Source organism: Mesorhizobium sp. LNJC391B00 (assembly GCF_000502535.1).
GTDB lineage: Bacteria > Pseudomonadota > Alphaproteobacteria > Rhizobiales > Rhizobiaceae > Mesorhizobium.
Map to the genome: position 1 here is coordinate 565,056 of NZ_AYWI01000003.1, position 18,578 is coordinate 583,633.

The following is an 18,578-nucleotide window of genomic DNA, read 5'->3' on the forward strand; positions in this document are numbered from 1 at the left end:
CTCGGCCGGCCGGCGCGCCGATGCGAACTTTTGCCGACGTTGCTCTGTCTGCCGTGCATTGCGAACAGCGAGGTACTTCCCGAATTGCTCAAATGCAGCGGCCGCCGTCGACCTCCAGCGCCACACCGGTGATGAAGGCGGCTTCGTCCGACGCAAGCCAAAGCGCAGCGTTGGCGATATCGAGCGGCGTCGACAGACGGCCGAGCGGTATCGAGGCACGGAATTTCTCGCGAATCTCGGGCGTGTCAGTGCCCATGAATTTCTCCAGCATGCCGGTCTCGCCGGCGACCGGGCAAAGGCAGTTAACGCGAATGTTCTTGGGCGCGAGTTCGACCGCCATCGACTTGGTCGCGGTGATCGCCCAGCCCTTCGAGGCATTGTACCAGGTGAGCCCCGGCCGCGGCCGCAGACCGGCGGTCGAAGCCGTGGTCAGGATGACGCCGCCGCCCTGCCGCTCCATGATCGGCACCACGGCAAGTGCGGCGTGGTAGATCGCCTTCATGTTGACTGAAGTGATCAGGTCGAAGGTCGCCTCGTCGACGTCGAGCATGTCGCCATTGCGATGGGTGTAGCCGGCATTGTTGACCATGATATCGATGCGGCCGAAGGCGCTTTTTGCGGCATAGACCATCTCGTCGAATTCGGAACGCTGCGAAACGTCGGTCTGGGTCCAGATCGCGGCCTGGCCGATCTCTGCTGCAACGCGCTCCGCGCCCTTGGCGTTGAGGTCGGCGACGACGACCTTGGCGCCCTCTTCGGCAAAGCGCCTGGCCATGCCTTCGCCGAAACCTGACGCAGCACCCGTGATGACGGCAACCTTGTTTTCCAGACGCATGCTTTTTCCGCTCATTGAAGACCCACCTCGCAAGCGCATTTTTCTTTTTTGTTTGATGCGTGTCTGTCTCCCAGAACCGCTTCGCACTTCTGGGCGACACGCATTAGCTTTCGTCACATTCCCGCTTTATGTTGCAGGCGCGAAAGCCCCGGGACCATCGCTTGACGAAAAGCCTCCGGGTGGCAGCCAGTGTCAAGGCACATTTGGAGCGAATCAATATGCAGTGATTTGGCCTTGATGTGACACCATGGCACTGGATAGTTTAAATCGATTAGATTATATCCTGCCACGTCACAGCGAGCGGCGTCAAAGCGGACAGACCATGACCAGCCAGATCATTCCCGTCGAGCCTTTCGACTTCATCATTTTCGGTGGCACCGGCGACCTGTCGGAACGCAAGCTGCTGCCCTCGCTCTACCACCGCCAGCGCGACCACCAGTTTTCCGAGCCGACCCGCATCATCGGCACCTCGCGCTCCAAGATGAGCGACGAGGAATTCCAGGCTTTCGCCAAGCAGGCGATTTCCCAGCATGTGAAGCCGGCCGACATCGACGCCGAGGAACTCAAGACATTTCTTGCCCGGCTGTCCTACGTATCGGCCGACGCGACGACGGGTGCCGGCTTCGACAAGCTGAAAAAGGCGATCGGCGAAAGCGACCGCATTCGCGCTTTCTATCTGGCGGTTGCGCCGGCGCTGTTCGGCGACATCTCGCACCAGCTGAAAGCCCACAATCTCATCACGCCGAATTCACGCATCGTGCTGGAGAAGCCGATCGGCCGCGACCTCGATTCGGCGCGCAAGCTCAACGACGTGGTTGGAGACGACTTCCACGAAAGCCAGATCTTCCGCATCGACCACTATCTCGGAAAGGAGACGGTGCAGAACCTGATGGCGCTGCGCTTTGCCAACGCGCTCTATGAGCCGCTTTGGAATTCTGCCCATATCGACCATGTGCAGATCACGGTGGCCGAGACCGTCGGTCTTGAAGACCGCGTCACCTACTACGACAAGGCCGGCGCGCTGCGCGACATGGTGCAGAACCACATGCTGCAGCTGCTCTGCCTGGTTGCCATGGAGGCGCCATCGTCGATGGATGCCGATGCCGTGCGCGACGAGAAGCTGAAGGTGCTGCGGGCGCTGAAGCGCATCAACGGCAATGAGGCACCCAAGCACACCGTGCGCGGGCAGTACCGCGCCGGCGCCTCTGCAGGCGGCGCGGTGAAAGGCTATGTCGAGGAACTCGGCAAAGACAGCTCCACCGAGACCTTCGTCGCCATCAAGGCCGAGATCGGCAATTGGCGCTGGGCCGGCGTGCCGTTCTATCTCCGGACCGGCAAAAGGCTGGCGACCCGCGTTTCGGAAATCGTCATCGAGTTCAAGCCGATCCCGCATTCGATCTTCGGCGACAGCGCCGGGCCGATCTCAGCCAACCAACTGGTGATCCGGCTGCAGCCCGACGAAGGCGTCAAGCAGTTCATCATGATCAAGGATCCAGGCCCGGGCGGCATGCGGCTGCGCCAGATCCCGCTCGACATGAGCTTTGCAACATCTTTCGACGGTCGCGCGCCGGACGCCTATGAACGGCTGATCATGGATGTTATCCGCGGCAACCAGACGCTGTTCATGCGCCGCGACGAAGTCGAGGCGGCATGGAAGTGGATCGACCCGATCCAGAACGCCTGGGAAAGCGCCAGGCAGGAGGCGCAAGGCTATACGGCCGGCACATGGGGTCCCTCGGCCTCGATTGCGCTGATCGAACGCGACGGGCGGACATGGCACGAAAGCAATTGAGCGAGCCCGTCTATAACTGGAACGGCTTTGCCGGGCGCCAGGATCTGGCGGCAGCCCTTGCCGGCAATGTCGCGGCGCGCCTGACCAAGGCCATCGACGAGCGCGGCACGGCCCTGCTTGCCGTTTCCGGCGGCACCACGCCGGCAAAGTTCTTTGCAGCACTTTCGGCCATTCCGATCGCCTGGAACAAGGTGACGGTGACGCTGGTCGACGAACGGTTCGTGCCGGCCTCCTCGCCGCGCTCGAATGCGGGGCTGGTGGCGGCCAACCTGCTGCAGAACAAGGCGGCTGCCGCGCACTTCGTGCCGCTCTACCATGAGGCGGCAAGCATCGAGACCGCCGCGGCGGCCGACGATGCGGCGCTGAAGGCTCTGCCCTGGCCCCTCGATGTCGTCGTGCTCGGCATGGGCGGCGACGGCCACACCGCCTCGTTGTTTCCCGACGCCGAGAATCTCGGCGATTTGCTCGACCCAGCCTCATCAAGGATCGTGCTGCCGGTTCACGCGGCAAGCGCCGGCGAACCCCGGTTGACGCTGCCGCTGGCGCGGATCGTCGACGCCGGCTTCATCGCGCTGCATATAGAAGGCGAGGACAAGCGCACCGCCTTCGACGATGCGATGGGACCGGGCGCGAAAAAGCCCATCCGCAAAGTGCTCGAAGCGGCACCCACCCCGGTAGAGGTGTTCTGGGCACCCTGATTTCACGCAAAGTAGTCCCGGCAGACGGTGGAGGACGTTCTTCCGGGGCTCGAAAGGACCGACCATGACAGCCAGACGCGACATCGAAGCCATCACGGAACGCATCCGCCAACGCTCGAAAGCCGGCCGCGAGCGCTATCTCGGCCGCATCGCCGAGGCCTCCAGCCGCACCGCCAACCGCGGCGTCCTGTCTTGCGGCAACCTCGCGCATGGCTTTGCCGTCTGCAGCCCGTCTGAAAAGCTGGCGCTCGGCGCCGACAAGGTGCCGAACCTCGGCGTCATCACCTCCTACAATGACATGCTGTCGGCGCATCAGCCCTTCGAAACCTTCCCGGCGCTGATCAAGGAAGCCGCGAAGGAAGTTGGCGGCATCGCGCAAGTGGCCGGCGGCGTGCCCGCCATGTGCGACGGCGTGACCCAGGGACAGCCCGGCATGGAGCTGTCGCTGTTTTCGCGCGACGTCATCGCCATGTCGGCGGCGATCGGCCTGTCGCACAACATGTTCGACGCCGCCGTCTATCTCGGCGTCTGCGACAAGATCGTGCCGGGGCTGGTGATCGCGGCTCTCACCTTCGGCCATCTGCCGGCGGTGTTCGTGCCGGCCGGGCCGATGACGACGGGCCTGCCCAACGACGAGAAGGCCAAGGTTCGCCAGCTCTATGCCGAGGGCAAGGCCGGACGCGCAGAACTGCTCGAAGCGGAGTCCAAATCCTATCACGGGCCGGGCACCTGCACGTTCTATGGCACCGCCAATTCCAACCAGATGCTGATGGAGATCATGGGCCTGCATACGCCCGGCGCGTCCTTCGTCAATCCAGGCACGCCGCTGCGCGACGCGCTGACGCGCGAGGCGACCAGGCGAGCCCTGGCGATCACCGCGCTCGGCAACGCCTACACGCCGGTCGGCCGCATGATCGACGAGCGCTCTTTCGTCAATGGCGTCGTCGGCCTGCACGCCACCGGCGGCTCTACCAACCACACCATCCATCTCATCGCCATGGCCGCGGCGGCCGGCATCACGCTTACCTGGCAGGACATTTCCGACCTGTCGGAAGCGGTGCCGCTTCTCGCGCGCGTCTATCCGAACGGGCTTGCCGACGTGAACCATTTCCATGCCGCCGGCGGGCTCGGCTTCCTGATCCGCGAATTGCTCGACGAAGGCATCCTGCATGAGGATGTGCAGACGGTATGGGGCGAAGGCCTGAGGCCCTATGCGGTCGAGGCCCGGCTCGGCGAAGATGGCGGCGTCGTGCGTGAAGCCTCGCCGCTGCAGAGCGGTGACGAGAAGGTGCTGGCGCCGTTCAAGAAGGCCTTCCAGCCGACCGGCGGCCTGAAAGTGCTCGCCGGCAATCTCGGCCACGCCGTCATCAAGACGTCCGCCGTGAAGCCGGAACGCCGCGTCATCGAGGCGCCGGCCAAGGTGTTCGACAGCCAGCAGGGACTGAACGAAGCCTTCAAGGCCGGCACGCTGACCGGCGACTTCATCGCCGTCATCCGCTTCCAGGGCCCAAAGGCAAACGGCATGCCGGAACTGCACAAGCTGACCACCGTGCTCGGCATCCTGCAGGATCGTGGCCAGCGCGTCGCGCTGGTCACGGACGGGCGCATGTCTGGCGCTTCCGGCAAGGTGCCGGCGGCGATCCATGTAACGCCGGAAGCGGTCGAGGAAGGGCCGATCGCCAGGATCCATGACGGCGACATCATCCGGCTCGACGCCGATGCCGGCACGCTGGAAGTGCTGGTGCCGGGGCCCGAGCTCGCGCTGCGCCGCACGGCCGACATTGATCTCATCGGCAACGAGTTCGGTTTCGGCCGCGAGCTGTTCGCCGGTTTCCGCCAGCTGGTCGGCCGCGCCGACCACGGCGCCAGTGCTTTCGGCACGGCCTGAGGCATCATTGCCTATTTTGTAAAAAGGGCGGCTCGAGCTCGGTTTGAGGCCGCCCTTTGGTGAGGGATGGATGGCGATTACGGCTGAACCGTAATCTCGCTCCGTTCGCCGGCCTTGACCGTCACCGGCATTTCCTTGTCATGGCCTTGATCGGGCATGTGGCGGAGGACGACATAGTCGCCGGCCGGGATAGTCTGCTGCCAGGTGTCGCCATAGTTCAGGCCGAGCGCCTTGCGGTTGCCCTGGATATCCTTCTTCGACGACAGCACCTCGATCGAATAGGCGCCCGGCGCCGACATCACCAGCACGCCGGCATCGAGCGTCACCTTGACGTCCTTGACGTCGCCAACCTTGACGCTGAAAGGCTGCTCGACGGTTGCGAGCTCAAGCGAGGTGACCGCGACATAATCGTCCGGCGGCAGCCAGAATTTGCTGTCGGGCCCATAGGAGTGGGCGACATCGTCACGCGAGCCGTCGATCTTTTTCTTGGCCTTGACGATCTGGACGCTGATGCCCGAGGAGTCGGCCTTGTCGCCACCTGCAGTGTAGTAGGCGTTGACGGCGGCATGGCCGACGCCGACGACTATGTCTTTTTCCACAGTCTGCCCGGCGGCGAGCTGGATGTTCTCGGTCACCGAGCCGCTGCCGATCGCAACCGTCACCTTCTGCTCACCAGCCGGCACGATGATCCTGGTGTCGCCATAGTGGGTGGTGCTGCCGCCCGGGAAGGCGAAGTCGACATCGGCTTCGTCACTGATCTCGGCGCCCTGGCTTGGCTTCGGATGGATGAGCATGGTGCCGGCGTTCAAGGTGAAGAGCGGCTTGTAGACCTGGCCCGCCTCGATCTTGACCTTCTGTTCCGCCCGAGCTTCGTCGGCGCGCGCGACGACGACATAGTCGCCCGGCTCGAGATTGGCCTCGTAGTTGTTGTACTGGGTGGTGACGGCCTCGCCGTGCGTGCCATCGGCCTTGGCCTTGTAGACCTCCCAGGCATTGCCGTCGGTGATCGGATCGCCGCCTTCGGCCATGACCACGCTCGGGATGAAATTGAATTCGGGCTTTGCCGGTTCAGGGGCTGGAGCTGGGGCTGGCGCCGGTGCGGGTTCAGGTGCCGGAGCCGGCGCGGCGACGGTTTCGACCAGTGCTTCCTGCAGCGCCTTCTCGTCCGAGGCCTGGATATATTTGCCGCCGGTGTTGTCGGCAAGGCAGGCGATCTGCTTGCCCTCGTCAGCGGTCAGGCCGAAGCCGACGACGTCGACTGTGAAATCGACGCCTGAGGCCTCCAGTTCCTTGCCCAGCGCGCACGGGTCACCTTCGCAGGTTTCAAGCCCATCGGTGATGAGGACCACGGTCGCCTTGTCCTCGGTGTATTTCAGAGCTTCGGCCGCCTGCTTGACGGCTGCGGTCAGCGGCGTCTTGCCGAGGAATTTCAGGCTGTCGGCAGCGGCCGAAATGGCGCTAGCCGAGCCGGCTTGCGGCGGCACGATCAGTTCGATGTCGTCGCAGCTGCCCTTTTCGCGGTGGCCATAGGCCATGAAGCCGATCTCGTCGTCGCCCGGGACCGACTGCAGCACGGTCCTCAGCGATTCGCGCGCGATCTCGAGCTTCGGCTTGCCGTCGATCTGGGCCCACATCGAGCCCGAAGCGTCAAGAATGATGATGACCTTGTTGGCGGCAAAGCCGAGCGAAGTCATCGACAAAAGGAGCAGCGCCGCAGCGACGCTCCGCAAAAGTCCCGCCATGGAAATCTCCTTGAGACCGCCCTCTGATCCGCGCCGGAAGCTATTTGACGGCGCGTCCGGGCACAAGCCCCGGAGCGGGTTACGAACGGTTGCCGTGTAACAGGATCGGCGCCGGCCGAGGCCTGTTCCGAGGCCGGCTCAGCACCGCGTCAGTACGTGGTGCGCCGCTCTTCGGAAGGCGGACGGCCGAACTGCAGCCGATAGCTCTGCGCGAAATAGGAGTGCGAGGTAAAGCCGGTGGCAATGGCCACGTCGAGGATCGGCATGTTGGTCTGGCGCAGCAGTTCGCGCGCCCGCTCAAGCCTGAGCCGCATGTAGTAACGACCGGGCGTGACGCTCAAATGGCGCAGGAACAAGCGCTCGACCTGGCGCACCGACAGGCCCGCCGATTTGGCAAGCTGCACGGCTGATAGCGGCTCGTCGAGATGGTCGGCCATCAGTTCGACGATGCGCCTTAGCTTCTCCGACTTGCCGGTCAGGTCGCGCTCCGGCCCGACGCGCTGGCGGTCGCCGGCGGAGCGGATGCGCTCATGCTGGAACTGGTTGGCAACGCCGTTGGCGAGGTTCGAGCCGAAGTCGCCACGCACGATCTCCAGCATCAGGTCGATCGAGGTGGTGCCGCCGGCGCATGTGAAGCGCTTGCGGTCGATCTCGAAGACGTTGCCGGTGCAATTGATGTCGGGAAAGCGCTCGACGAAGCCGGCGCGGTTTTCCCAATGGATGGTGCAGCGATAACCTTCGAGCTGACCGGCTTCGGCCAGGAGGTAAGAGCCCACCGACAGCGCGCCGAGCGCATTGCCGCGCCGGCCCCAGCTGCGCAGCGCCGCCAGCACCTTGCTCTTGCCGGGGAACTCGACCGACAGGCCCACCGACACGAACAGGATATCGACCGGCGGCAAATCGGCGACGGCATAGTCGATCTTGAGCGGCAGGCCGTTGGAGGCCATGACGGGATCGCCGTCGGCCGAGACCGTCGTCCAGCCATAGAAATCGCGGCCGAGCAGGCGGTTGGCCGAGCGGAAGGTATCGATCGCCGCTGCCAACGAAAACATCGAAAACTTGTCGACCAGCAGGAACGCGAATTGCCGGCCCCCTTGAACGGGATCATCCACGACCGGCCGTTCAGAGGGAATAGTAAGGTTCGGCAAAGAAGCTGCTTTCTGGGTCAGAAGGAAGGCCGCTTCAAGCCGGCCGCAAGGTAGGCTGAGGCTAACGTATTGGCCATCAGCATGGCAATGGTCATCGGTCCGACACCGCCGGGCACGGGGGTGATGGCGCCGGCGGCCTTGGCCGCTTCGGCATAGGCTACATCGCCGACGAGGCGGGTTTTGCCTTCGCCTTTCTCGGGTGCGGCAATGCGGTTAATCCCGACATCGATCACGGTGGCGCCGGGTTTGACCCAGTCGCCCTTGATCATTTCGGGCCGGCCGACGGCGGCAACCAGAATGTCGGCTGTGCGGGCCAGCGCCGGCAGATCCTTGGTGCGGCTGTGGGCAATGGTGACGGTGCAGTTGGCGGCAAGCAACAGATTTGCCATCGGCTTGCCGACGATGTTGGAGCGGCCGACGACGACCGCGTTGAGGCCGGAAAGATCCTTGCCGCGCACGCGTTCGATCAAAAGCATGGAGCCAGCCGGCGTGCAGGGCACGAAGGCTGTTTCGAGTTCGCCGGTGCCGAGCTTGCCGACATTGATGAAATGAAAGCCGTCGACATCCTTTTGTGGCGCGATGGCCTGGATGATCTTGCCGGCATCGATATGGGCGGGAAGCGGCAGCTGCACCAGAATGCCGTTGATGGCCGGATCGGCGTTGAGTTCGCCGATGATCTTCAGCAGTGCCGCTTCGGACGTGTCGGCCGGCAGTGTGTGCTGCAGCGAATGAAAGCCGCATTCCTTGGCGGTGCGCGACTTCGACGCGACATAGACCTGGCTTGCCGGATCCTCGCCGACGATGACCACCGCCAAGCCGGGCTGGGCCTTTCCCTTGGCGACCAGGTCCTCGGTCAAGGCCTTGACCTTCTGAACCACGTCTGCGGCGACGATCTTTCCGTCAATCACTTCGGCCATGAACCATCCTCGACATCATTCCAGCCAAGGCGCGGCGCGCGCCTTGAACGTTGCTTCGTGCATGTCGTTGTTCCAAACGTTCCGCCCATTCGGGTAAAGCCCGACGGCAGCGTTTTTTGGGCGCCATGCTGCGCGGCATTGTCACGAAATTTGGCCTAAGCAATCCCGTCAAAGCGCCGTCACATGCCGTAAACTCGAAACCGGCAGCTTTTATTCTGTGCTGACGGGCTCAGAGCGACTCATCCTTTCACGGAAAGGCTGAACCGCTCTATTTCTTGTTTTGACGCAATTCCCAAGGGAAAGCGCGCTACGCGCTTTTCCCGGGAAAACCGTTTCACACTTTTCCTGGAATTGCTCAGAAATAGCGGCGGTGCGAACGGCTTTCGGTGAGTTCGCGCACCGCTTCGCGAAATTCGCGCAGGCTGGCGCGGATATCGTCGATTTGCGCCTGCTGGTCTTCCGGCGCCGCCCCAGCGGGCTGCGGAGAAGACCACGGCCCGGACGCCGCGGGCATCGGCTGAGCCTGCGAATAGGCATAGTCAGCCGGCTGACGAGGCTGCGCGTAGCCAGGCTGCTGCGCAGGGGAATTGGCGTGCGGAACCTCGTTCCGGAAGTCCGGCTGGCGATAGCCCACAGGCTCCTGCACCGGCCTTGTATATTCGGCGGCTGGTTGGGCGCGGTAGGTCTCGACGGGTTCGCCTGACGTCCCGCTACCCGGCGCGGCTTTGCGCATCGCCGAGAACAGTCCGTCGAACAGACCTGGGCTCCGGGCGGGAGCGGCCGCGGTCGGCAACACCGGAGGTGCTGCCGGTGGCGGCGCCACAGGCAGCGGCGCGCGATAGACCTTGTCCTCGACCGGAGGGGGGCGCTCGTCCATTCTGCCGCGCGAACGCGAATTGGCAGCGCCGCGCAGGCTGGCAAAGGCGCCGCGCATGGCGCCGACACCGATGCCCGAAGCAAGCCCGAGCAGCAGGCCGGCCATCGCTATTACAGCCCGCGACGGTCCGTTGGGTTCGAGCGGCGGTTGCGCGGGGGTCATCAGATTGATGTTGGTGGTGTTGATGTTTTGCTGTTCGCCGGTCTCCTTGGCGCGCAGAAGGTACTGTTCGTAGACGGAGCGTTTGGCCGTGGCGTCACGCTCCAGTTCGCGCAGGCTGACCAGATCGCTGTTGACGTCGCCGCTCTGGACCTTTGCCTGAGCCAGGCGGGAAGCGAGATCCTGCTCAAGCTGAACCGAGCGCTTCAAATCGACCTGCAGCGACGAGGCGATGCGGCGCAGTTCGCCTGCGATGCGCTCGCGCGAGCCGTCGAGCTGGGCGTTGAGCGCCTGGTATTCGGGATGACGCGGTCCCAGACGCACGGCGGCGCGGTCGGCCTCCTGCTTCAAAACTGCATATTGCGCGCGCAGTTCGCTCATCGTGTTGGAATTGATTTCTTCCGGCAAGGTGCCGTTGATGACCGAATTGACGTCCAGCGAACGCGCCGACGCGGCCCGGGCATTGAGTTCCAGCGTACGGGCCCGGGTGACTGAGAGCTGCTCGTTGAGCTTCAGCATCTGGTCGTCGCTGATCAGATGGCCCTGCGCGTCGACGAGATCATGCGTGGCCCTGAAATCCTCGACCTTGCGCTCCGCTGTCTCGACATTCTTGCGCAGGTCATCGAGCTTGGCCGTCAGCTGGTCCGTCGCGCGCCCGGCCATCCCGAACTGGTATTGGGCCGCCTCCTGCTGGAAAACGTCCCTGGTCGTATTGGCTATCTTCGCCGATTTGTCGGCGCTTTGAGTGGTGGCGCTGATGGAAACGACAAAGCTCTTGCCGCTGCGCTCAACCGACAGGCTCTTGGCCAGATTGCCGACCGCCAGCGCCTGGCGGCGCACTTCACCGCCGCCGCCAGGGCCATCCTGGCGCGACAGTATCGAGCGAATGAGCGACAGGACGCCAAGGCCGCCAGAGCCCTGTCCGTTGAATTCCGGATCGTCGACGAGATTGAGATCGGCCACGACCTTGTCGAGGACCTTGCCGGATGTCACCATCTTGATGCGGGTTTCGACAACAGCCAGCGCCGCATCGGGCTGCCCGACCGGTTGGGTGAGATCGTTGTCGGAAAGCTTCAGGTCGCCTGGCTCGATGACCATCTGTGTGGTGGCTTCGTATTTCTTCGGTGTCGAAACGGCGACGGCGACGCCGAGCACCGTGCCCAATATCGTAGTCGAGACGATCAGCAACTTGGAACGACTAATGCCGCGGACGACCTGGAGCGGATCGATCAGCGGCTTCCATTCCTGCCCGTCATCGTCGTCGCGGTCCGGTCGCTGCTCGTGGAAAGAGCGGAGCTCATAGGCGGCGTGCTGCTGACGCCGGCCGGAAACAGGCTCCTCACGCGCGCTGGCGGCCGAAACGGGTTCGCCGTCGGCCTGGAACTGCGGCGGCTCGGGCGGTGACGTTGGCGCCGGATTCGACCGCGCCTCGCGTTGCGAGCGGGCTATGCGGTGACGCGTGGCGGCGTCCTCGCGCCATGACGGATCCACCCGGTCACCGATCGAGACCGCCGACGCATCCGCCGCCTCATCGCCGCGCACGGCTTTGCCGAGCGCCAGGAGGGAGCGCTCGCGCCTCCAGTCTTCACGGTTTTCCCTGTCGACCATTGTCTCGAAACTTTACCTTCGACGGCGCAGGAGCGGCGGTCGGCCAATCGTTAAGTCACGCTAAACAGGCGTGGGAAACAAAAGGTTAATTTCCGAAGTCTGCAAGTGAAAGTTTCTCGCTTCGCCACGCATTGCCGGGATCTGTAAAATGGCGTCAGAACCGCACGTTAAGCTTTGCGGCTTACGGCTTTCCTCGATATGACGCAGGCCAGCGACATACCGCAAAGGCGGACACTCGCCCGCATCGGCACCTTCCTCGCCGAAAGACGGGGGCTGGTTCGCGACTATCTTTCAGCCATCAGCGGCGCCGGCGGGCGGCTGGTGTTCTCGCTTGCCTATTTCATCGCACTTGCCAACACGCTGTCGATTGCCGAGTTCGGCATGTTCGCCACCGCCTCGGCGGCCGGCGTCATGCTGTCGCGCATCCTCGCTTTCGGCTTCATCTCGGCGCTTTACCGCACAGCCACCATCCGCCCCAATCTGATCGGCACCTTCACCGCCGGCTTCCTTTTGCTTGGCGCCGTGTCCTTACCACTGCTGGCGGCGGCCTCCTGGGGCGTCTACCTGATCTTCTTCGCCAGCACCGTTCCGCTGGCCGTCTTTGCCGCAATCGTCTTTGCAGAGGCGCTTTTGTGGCGGCCGGTCGAGGTGGTGCTGATCGTCAACAACGGGCTCGGCAAATTCGGCCGCGCCGCCGTGCTGTCGATCGTGGCCACGGCGTTCCGCGCGCTGGGCGCCGTGCTGTTCATGCTATCGGGCCAGCACAGCGTCTGGATCTGGTCGTTGTTCTACATCGGCGCCAACGCCGCCTCGCTGCTGCTGGCCTTCGGCTTCTATTATCCACGCCAGCGGCTGAGGCTGCGCACCGAGCTCTATCTCAGGCGGCTTGCCGATTCGATCTATGTTGCAGGAGCCGAAGTGCTGTTCTACCTGCAGTCGGAATTCGACAAGCTGCTCGTGCTGGCGATCGGCGGGCCGCATCTGGCCGGCATCTATGCCATCATCATGCGGCTGGTCGACCTGACGGCAATCCCGATCCGCACCTTCTCGATGATGCTGGTGCAGAGGATGATGCGGGCGCCGGAGCTGTTGTCGCGACTGCGGGTCAAGAGCGGTATCGAAGCCGGCGTGTTCCTGGTGTCGACATTGGCACTGGCCGCACTCGGCATCGTGCTGCATTTCTTCCCCAATGCACTTGGCCGGAATGTCGCCGAGGCGGCGCCCTTGGTGGCGTTGGCAATCGGCGTGCCGGGACTGCGCAACCTGGTCGAATACCAGGCCGAGCTGCTGTTCGCGCGCGGCCAGACCGCGCTCAGGGCGCTCAACCTCGGCCTGCTGGCGGGGCTGAAGGCGGTGCTGTTGACCTATGTGCTGACCACGATTGCCGACACGCCCAGGCTTGTCGTATCGCTCAATGTCGTCTTCCTGCTGCTCTATCTCGCCTCGGCGCTGCTAACCTATTCGGCGCTGCGCAAGCCCGCCAAGGCAATCTAAGCCAATCCGATCAGGCGGCGGATGCGGCCGATATCGGTGCCGATGAAGGATTGCATGCCGATCGCCACCTGCCCCGGTGCCATAGCGGCGACGAAGCTGCGGAATTCGTCATCCGACAGCGCCTCCCCGGTCCAGTGCACGCGGCAGAATTCCTCCGAGCCGTGGAAATGGCCGGCGCCCCCCAGCACATCGTCGACATAGCGGCCATAGATCATGCATTCGGAGAACCGGCGCACTGAAGCGATGACCTCGACCCAGCCGCGCGCGTGCACCTTCTCGATCTCGGCGCACATCGCCGTCACGGTCTGACGGCGCCAGGCGATCAGCGTCGAAATATAGTCGTGGTTCGAAACCTCGGATGCATCGATACCAATCGCCGAGGCCGCATTGCGCGACCAGATGCGATGCTCGTCGTGACCGTCGCTCGACAGCACGCCGTCGCGCCGGAACAGCCGCACCTTGCCGTCGCGCCAGAAGGCGCTCAGATCGAATGGCTTGAGGAAGGCGACGTCGGAATCGCAGAAGACCAGCACGTCTTCTCCAGCATGCGCAGCGATGGCGATGCGGCGCAGCTGCTGCACATGCCAGCCGCGCAGCGGCTGGGTCTTGAGACTGAGCCAGATGCGACGGCGAAAGAGGCTCATCGGATCGTCGAACACACGCAGCCAGCGCGGCAGCAGGTCGCGCTCGTCGACAACGCTGCGGCGGTCGTTTTCCAACTGGCGAAACAGCGCCACGTCGCGGTGCTCGACCAGAATGTAATGATGCGCCAAGCCGGAGACATGGCGGTCGAGGGTCTCGCACAACAGGCGGCAGCGTTCGAAATCCGGCGCATAGCTGGCGGTCACCACCGCCGCCGTCGGCGTTTGCGGCAGGGCACCGGTCTCGGCTGCAGGGCTCGGCACGACGCGGCTGTTCACCGCAACTCTCCGGCGGGCTCGGGCCGACGCGAGAATTTCTGCCTCACGACACGCAGCAGGAACACCGGATTGCCGACGACGTAGCGGCGCCACAGCCGGCCGGGCTCGATGCACAGACGGAACAACCATTCGAGCCTCAGCTGGCGCATCCACAGAGGCGCCCGCGGCACCGTGCCGGAGAGAAAATCGAGCAGCGCGCCGACGGCGATCGGCAGCGTGCAGTGGCGGGCATCGATATGACGGGCGATCCACAATTCCTGGCGCGGCACGCCCATGGCCACAAGCAGCACGTCGGGCCGCAATGCCTCGATGCGATCGACGATCGCCTGCTCTTCGGCGGGGGAGAAATAGCCGTCATGGATGACGACGAATTCGTGCTGCACCGCCAGAGCGGCTAGCCTGACCGACGCCGCCTCGGCGTTGGCGCGGGTGGCGCCAAGCAACCCGACGGTCAGCGGCCTCGCCGATGCCTGCAGAAAGGCCGGAATGAGATCAGTGCCGTTGAGATTGTCCGGGAACGGCGCGCCGTAGAGCAGCTTTGCCGCCAGATCGACGCCAACGCCGTCAGGCAGGATGAGGAAATCGTCGAGCGCCTCGGCAAAGACCGGATCGGTAGAGGCGATGTTGGCGTTGTGAGCGTTGAGAAAACTGACCTTGGTGAAGCGCCGCTCGGCAATCAGACGAGCGAGCAGCGCGATCGCGTCATCCCAGCCGATGGCAAGGACCGAAATGCCAAGGATCGTCTTCAGCGTATCGAGCCCGAAGGCGGCGCGGGCGGTGTGCATGTTCATGCAAACACCTCCTCCCCCACCGGCCCAAGCTTTTCCAGTCCGAGCCTGATGGCGGCATCCAGTGCCTTAATCTGCCTGCGATGGAAGGCGCTGCCATCGACATCCCTGACATCGGCCGCAGCTGCCTCCAGCGCGCCGGCGAAGGCGGCCGGATCGTCGGTGATGAAACAATTTGCCGGGCGATGATCGATGCCGCGCAGCGAACGGCTGGTGGCGACCGACGGCAGGCCGAGCTCGAAGGTTTCGATGGTCTTGAGCTGAACGCCGCTGCCCGCGGTGCTGATCAGTGGAATGACGGCGGCGCCGCGCACGAAATTCTGGGCGTCGGACACGCGGCCGACAAATTCGACACCGGGATGGGCAGAGGTGATATCCGACGGCATGTTGCCGGCGACCCTGATGCGAAAGCTCCGGCGAAGATGCGGCACGACTTTTTCCAGGAACCAGTCGAGGCCGATGCGGTTCGGCTGCCAGGTCCAAGTGCCGATCAGCGCCGCGTCGCAATCGATGCGGCGCGGCTTGACCGGCTTTGGCGCCGTGGCAGTGGTCACCAGCGGCAGCACCGCCGAGCGGTCGTCGCTGGCAACGCCGAGTGCGGCGCGGTCTTCCTCGGCCAGCGTGAAGACGAAGCGAGCCCGGCGGCAGAGCCGCTCCTCCATGGTCTTGAGCAGCCTGGCCTCGCGGGCAAACAGCAGGCGCTGGAAGCGACTGTTTGCTGCTGCCGCATTCTCTTTGGCCGAACCATGTTCGACATTGTGGGCGACGAAAATCGAGGGACGGTCGGCGAATAGTTTTTCGAAGGCGCCGGCGAACTGCACGGAATTCAGGACATAACCGTCGAAGGGACCGGCGCGCTCGATCGCGGCACGGACTTCGCTGTCGGAAACCGCGCGCAGCTTCACGGAAGCGAAGGTGAGCCCTGACAGCACCGCCTTGCCAAGCCAGGCGAGCTTCTGCCGCGCCGAGGCGCTTTCCGTGCGCACGTCGACGGCGCCGAGCACGATGGTGTTTTCGGGGTCGCTGGGCGCCTTGCCCGGCCAGATGAAGCCGATGACGGTGACGCGCACGCCGGCGCGCCGCAAGGCGGCGATGATCGCAGCATTGGCGATCTCATAGCCCGAAGCGAGAGCGCCGTCGGGCACGATCGATGTGGCGAACAGCAGATGCATCTCACCTATCCAAGCGTCGGCCACTAGCAAAGCTGGGTGAACCCTTGATTAAATCACGCAACGCAACGGCTGAAAGGCGCGGACCGGCAGGCGCCGCTGCGAAAGGTGATTAACGAAACGTTATCGTCGCGGTGTTATCGAAAGCCAGATTCAAAACATGCGGCTGGAGCGGATGATCCCTTTGCCATCGGACGGTTCGGTATCGATTGCGGGACGCTCTCCGGGGCTCGCCGCAGAGACGATGGAAGCCGTCGTCACGCTGCCGACCTTCAAGCGGCCGCAACTGCTGCTCGAAACGCTGGCGTCGCTCAAGGCACAGCAAACCAGCCGGCGCTTCGCCGTCATCGTCATCGAAAACGAGGCCGAGGCGCGTGAGGGCGCCCAGGCGGCCGTGCCGCTGTTCGAACGCGACGATATGAAGGGCATGGTCATCATCGCGCATGAGCGGGGCAATTGCAGTGCCTACAATGCTGGCTGGCAGACGGCGATCCTGCATTTTCCGGATTTCCGCCACCTGCTGGTCATCGACGATGACGAGATCGCCGACGCGGACTGGCTGGAGCGCATGTGCAGGACGGCGGAGACGCTTGGCGCCGACATTGTCGGTGGCCCGCAAGTGCCGGTGTTTACCGATCCTGCTCACGCCAAATGGGCCGAGCACCCGGTGTTTGCGCCGCCCTATCGCCAGACCGGGCGCGTGGCCGCACTCTATTCCTCGGGCAACCTTCTGGTCGGGCGCAATGTGCTCACCATCATGGGGCCACCCTTCCTCGACCTGCGGTTCAACTTCATGGGCGGCGGCGATTCCGACTTCCTCAGCCGCTCGGCGCAGAAAGGTTTCGTGCTTGGCTGGTGCGCCGAGGCAAAGGTGCGCGAAGGCGTTCCGGCCCGGCGCGTCGAGGCTGACTGGATCCGCGCCCGATCCTTACGCAACGGTGTAATCTCGACGCTGGTCGAAAAGAAGAAGCGCGCCGGCACGCCATTCGCCGGCGCCAAGGTGTTTGCAAAAAGCCTGGCGCTGCTGATAGCCTCGCCCGTGCGCGGCGCAATCAAATTGGCGCGGACAGGATCGCTGTCGACGGCGCTTTACCCCGTCTATGTCTCGCTCGGCCGCGTGCTTGCCGAATTCGGATACGCCAATGAGCAATACAGGCAGCCTGAGAAGAACTGACGAGCTGCTGCTGGGCGGCATCGTCACCCGCGACGGCGTGGCGACGGCGATTGCCGCGCTGTTATTTGCCGTCGTCATCGTGTCGTTCCGGCCGTTTCAGCCGGCAGGCGCGGAACTGACCGGCGACGGCGGCGACATCGTCAACCAGCTCGGCTTCAGTTCGCTCGGCGCCATTTCGATCTTCTCACTGCTGACGTTCGCCGACCCCAAGGTGGTGCGCTCGCTGCTCAGCCCGTCCTGGATTCTGATGCTCGGCTTTTTCATGCTTTCGGTCATCAACGCGACCGACCCGTCCTCGGCCATGCGCGCGGCCTTCTTCACGCTGCTTGGCGTTCTGACGATAGCGACGGTCCTGGTGCTGCCGCGCGATGCCGACAGTTTTTCGAAAGTCATCATATTCTGCGCGATCGTCGTTATCGGCCTGTCCTATATCGGCCTCATCGTCTTTCCGCATGAGGCCCTGCATACGGCCGATTCGCAGGAGCCCGAACATGCCGGCCTGTGGCGTGGTGTGTTCGCCCACAAGAACATTGCCGGACCAATCATGGCCTGCTTCAGCTTCGCCGGCCTCTATCTCGTCCGGCGCGGCCAGAAATTCTGGGGCGTGGCGATCTTCGGCGCGGCGATGATCTTCATGCTGCACACCGGATCCAAGACGACGGCCGGCCTGGTGCCGTTCTCGATCCTGATCGTCGTGCTGCCGGGCATGATCGGCATGCGGTTCGGCACGCCGATCCTGTTTGCACTGGCGATCATTGCGACGGCCATCGGTACCTTAGGCATCGTCTTCATCCCGCCGGTGAAAGAGCTGGCGGCCACCTATTTCCCCGACCTCACCTATACCGGGCGCACGACGCTGTGGGAGTTCTCCGGCGAGATGCTGGCGAAGAAGCCCTGGACCGGCTACGGCTATGAAAGCTTCTGGGGCACGCCGCTGCTGCTGAGCCAGGACCAGCCTTTCGACCGGGCCTGGGACATCCGGACCATCGTGCATGGCCATGACGGCTATCTCGACATTGCGGTGCTGATGGGCATCCCGGCGCTGTGCGTTGCCGTCTACACTTTCGTGATCGCGCCGCTGCGCGACTACATGCGCATCCCGCCGCGCAAGGAGAACATCTATCTCGGTGACTTCTTCATGATGGTGGTGCTGTTCACGGCGCTGAACGCGTTCCTGGAAAGCTTCTTCTTCCATCGCGGCGACCCGGTGTGGCTGTTCTTCGTGCTCGGCGTGCTTGGCTTGCGGCAAGTGTCGCTGCGGCCGATCGCGGTACGCCGGCGACCTTGACCGGCTGGCCTGATCCAGCACCCCTTGGGGCTTTCCCGTCTGCCCGCTAGCGTCTAAGGAGAACCCTTGTCTCGGAGGGCT

Annotated in this window: 14 protein-coding genes; 6 read left to right on the forward strand and 8 right to left on the reverse strand. The window is 63.9% G+C overall.

All coding sequences use genetic code 11. The annotated features are described in order from the left end of the window. Positions 1-88 precede the first annotated feature (88 nt). On the reverse strand, positions 89-835 hold the full coding sequence (locus X750_RS154425) for an SDR family oxidoreductase (protein ID WP_027049416.1): 747 nt from the start codon (positions 833-835) through the stop codon (positions 89-91). Positions 836-1,157: 322 nt separating this feature from the next. Here X750_RS154425 and zwf point away from each other — a divergent pair, with 322 nt between their 5' ends. The 3 genes from zwf to edd all read left to right on the forward strand — a co-directional run bounded on the left by zwf (position 1,158) and on the right by edd (position 5,213). Beyond that, on the forward strand, positions 1,158-2,627 hold the full coding sequence (gene zwf, locus X750_RS154420) for a glucose-6-phosphate dehydrogenase (RefSeq protein ID WP_023669307.1): 1,470 nt from the start codon (positions 1,158-1,160) through the stop codon (positions 2,625-2,627). Further along, positions 2,609-3,325 (forward strand): 6-phosphogluconolactonase, encoded by a 717-nt coding sequence (gene pgl, locus X750_RS154415; protein ID WP_023747207.1) that lies wholly within the window; start codon positions 2,609-2,611, stop codon positions 3,323-3,325. The genes zwf and pgl overlap by 19 nt, the downstream gene beginning before the upstream one ends. Positions 3,326-3,389: 64 nt before the next feature. Next, a complete protein-coding gene (edd, locus tag X750_RS154410; protein ID WP_023747208.1) occupies positions 3,390-5,213 on the forward strand; it encodes a phosphogluconate dehydratase in 1,824 nt (607 codons plus the stop codon). Positions 5,214-5,290: 77 nt separating this feature from the next. Here the strand turns inward: edd and X750_RS154405 are convergent, their stop codons facing one another. The 4 genes from X750_RS154405 to X750_RS154390 all read right to left on the reverse strand — a co-directional run bounded on the left by X750_RS154405 (position 5,291) and on the right by X750_RS154390 (position 11,664). After that, positions 5,291-6,955 carry a VWA domain-containing protein gene (locus X750_RS154405; RefSeq protein ID WP_023697312.1) on the reverse strand — a complete coding sequence of 555 codons (1,665 nt, stop codon included), beginning with the start codon at positions 6,953-6,955 and terminating at the stop codon, positions 5,291-5,293. A gap of 149 nt (positions 6,956-7,104) precedes the next feature. Next, entirely contained in the window at positions 7,105-8,103 is a 999-nt protein-coding gene (locus X750_RS154400) for a GlxA family transcriptional regulator (RefSeq protein WP_032904441.1), read from the reverse strand. 17 nt (positions 8,104-8,120) lie between these two features. Continuing rightward, positions 8,121-9,020 carry a bifunctional methylenetetrahydrofolate dehydrogenase/methenyltetrahydrofolate cyclohydrolase FolD gene (folD, locus tag X750_RS154395; protein ID WP_023669302.1) on the reverse strand — a complete coding sequence of 300 codons (900 nt, stop codon included), beginning with the start codon at positions 9,018-9,020 and terminating at the stop codon, positions 8,121-8,123. Between the two features lie 355 nt (positions 9,021-9,375). Beyond that, positions 9,376-11,664 carry a GumC family protein gene (locus X750_RS154390; protein ID WP_023692390.1) on the reverse strand — a complete coding sequence of 763 codons (2,289 nt, stop codon included), beginning with the start codon at positions 11,662-11,664 and terminating at the stop codon, positions 9,376-9,378. Positions 11,665-11,862: 198 nt separating this feature from the next. Here X750_RS154390 and X750_RS154385 point away from each other — a divergent pair, with 198 nt between their 5' ends. Then, on the forward strand, positions 11,863-13,158 hold the full coding sequence (locus X750_RS154385) for a lipopolysaccharide biosynthesis protein (protein ID WP_023669300.1): 1,296 nt from the start codon (positions 11,863-11,865) through the stop codon (positions 13,156-13,158). On the opposite strand, the gene X750_RS154380 is transcribed toward X750_RS154385, so the two are convergent. The 3 genes from X750_RS154380 to X750_RS154370 are packed head-to-tail and all read right to left on the reverse strand — an operon-like array spanning position 13,155 to position 16,038. Further along, the gene (locus X750_RS154380) at positions 13,155-14,078 is read right to left on the reverse strand and encodes a DUF6492 family protein (protein ID WP_023669299.1); all 924 of its coding nucleotides are present in this window, start codon (positions 14,076-14,078) and stop codon (positions 13,155-13,157) included. The two genes, X750_RS154385 and X750_RS154380, sit on opposite strands and share 4 nt — an antisense overlap. Then, positions 14,075-14,869: a WecB/TagA/CpsF family glycosyltransferase gene (locus X750_RS154375; protein WP_023669298.1), complete on the reverse strand. Its 795-nt coding sequence runs from the start codon at positions 14,867-14,869 to the stop codon at positions 14,075-14,077. The genes X750_RS154380 and X750_RS154375 overlap by 4 nt, the downstream gene beginning before the upstream one ends. Further along, positions 14,866-16,038 carry a glycosyltransferase family 4 protein gene (locus X750_RS154370; protein ID WP_023747210.1) on the reverse strand — a complete coding sequence of 391 codons (1,173 nt, stop codon included), beginning with the start codon at positions 16,036-16,038 and terminating at the stop codon, positions 14,866-14,868. Before X750_RS154370 ends, X750_RS154375 begins: the two co-directional genes overlap by 4 nt. A gap of 172 nt (positions 16,039-16,210) precedes the next feature. Between X750_RS154370 and X750_RS154365 the strand changes: the two genes are divergently transcribed. Continuing rightward, positions 16,211-17,209, forward strand: coding sequence for a glycosyltransferase (locus tag X750_RS154365; RefSeq protein WP_023692395.1), 999 nt, complete (start codon positions 16,211-16,213; stop codon positions 17,207-17,209). Beyond that, positions 17,178-18,497: an O-antigen ligase gene (locus X750_RS154360; RefSeq protein WP_023747211.1), complete on the forward strand. Its 1,320-nt coding sequence runs from the start codon at positions 17,178-17,180 to the stop codon at positions 18,495-18,497. Before X750_RS154365 ends, X750_RS154360 begins: the two co-directional genes overlap by 32 nt. Positions 18,498-18,578 lie beyond the last annotated feature (81 nt).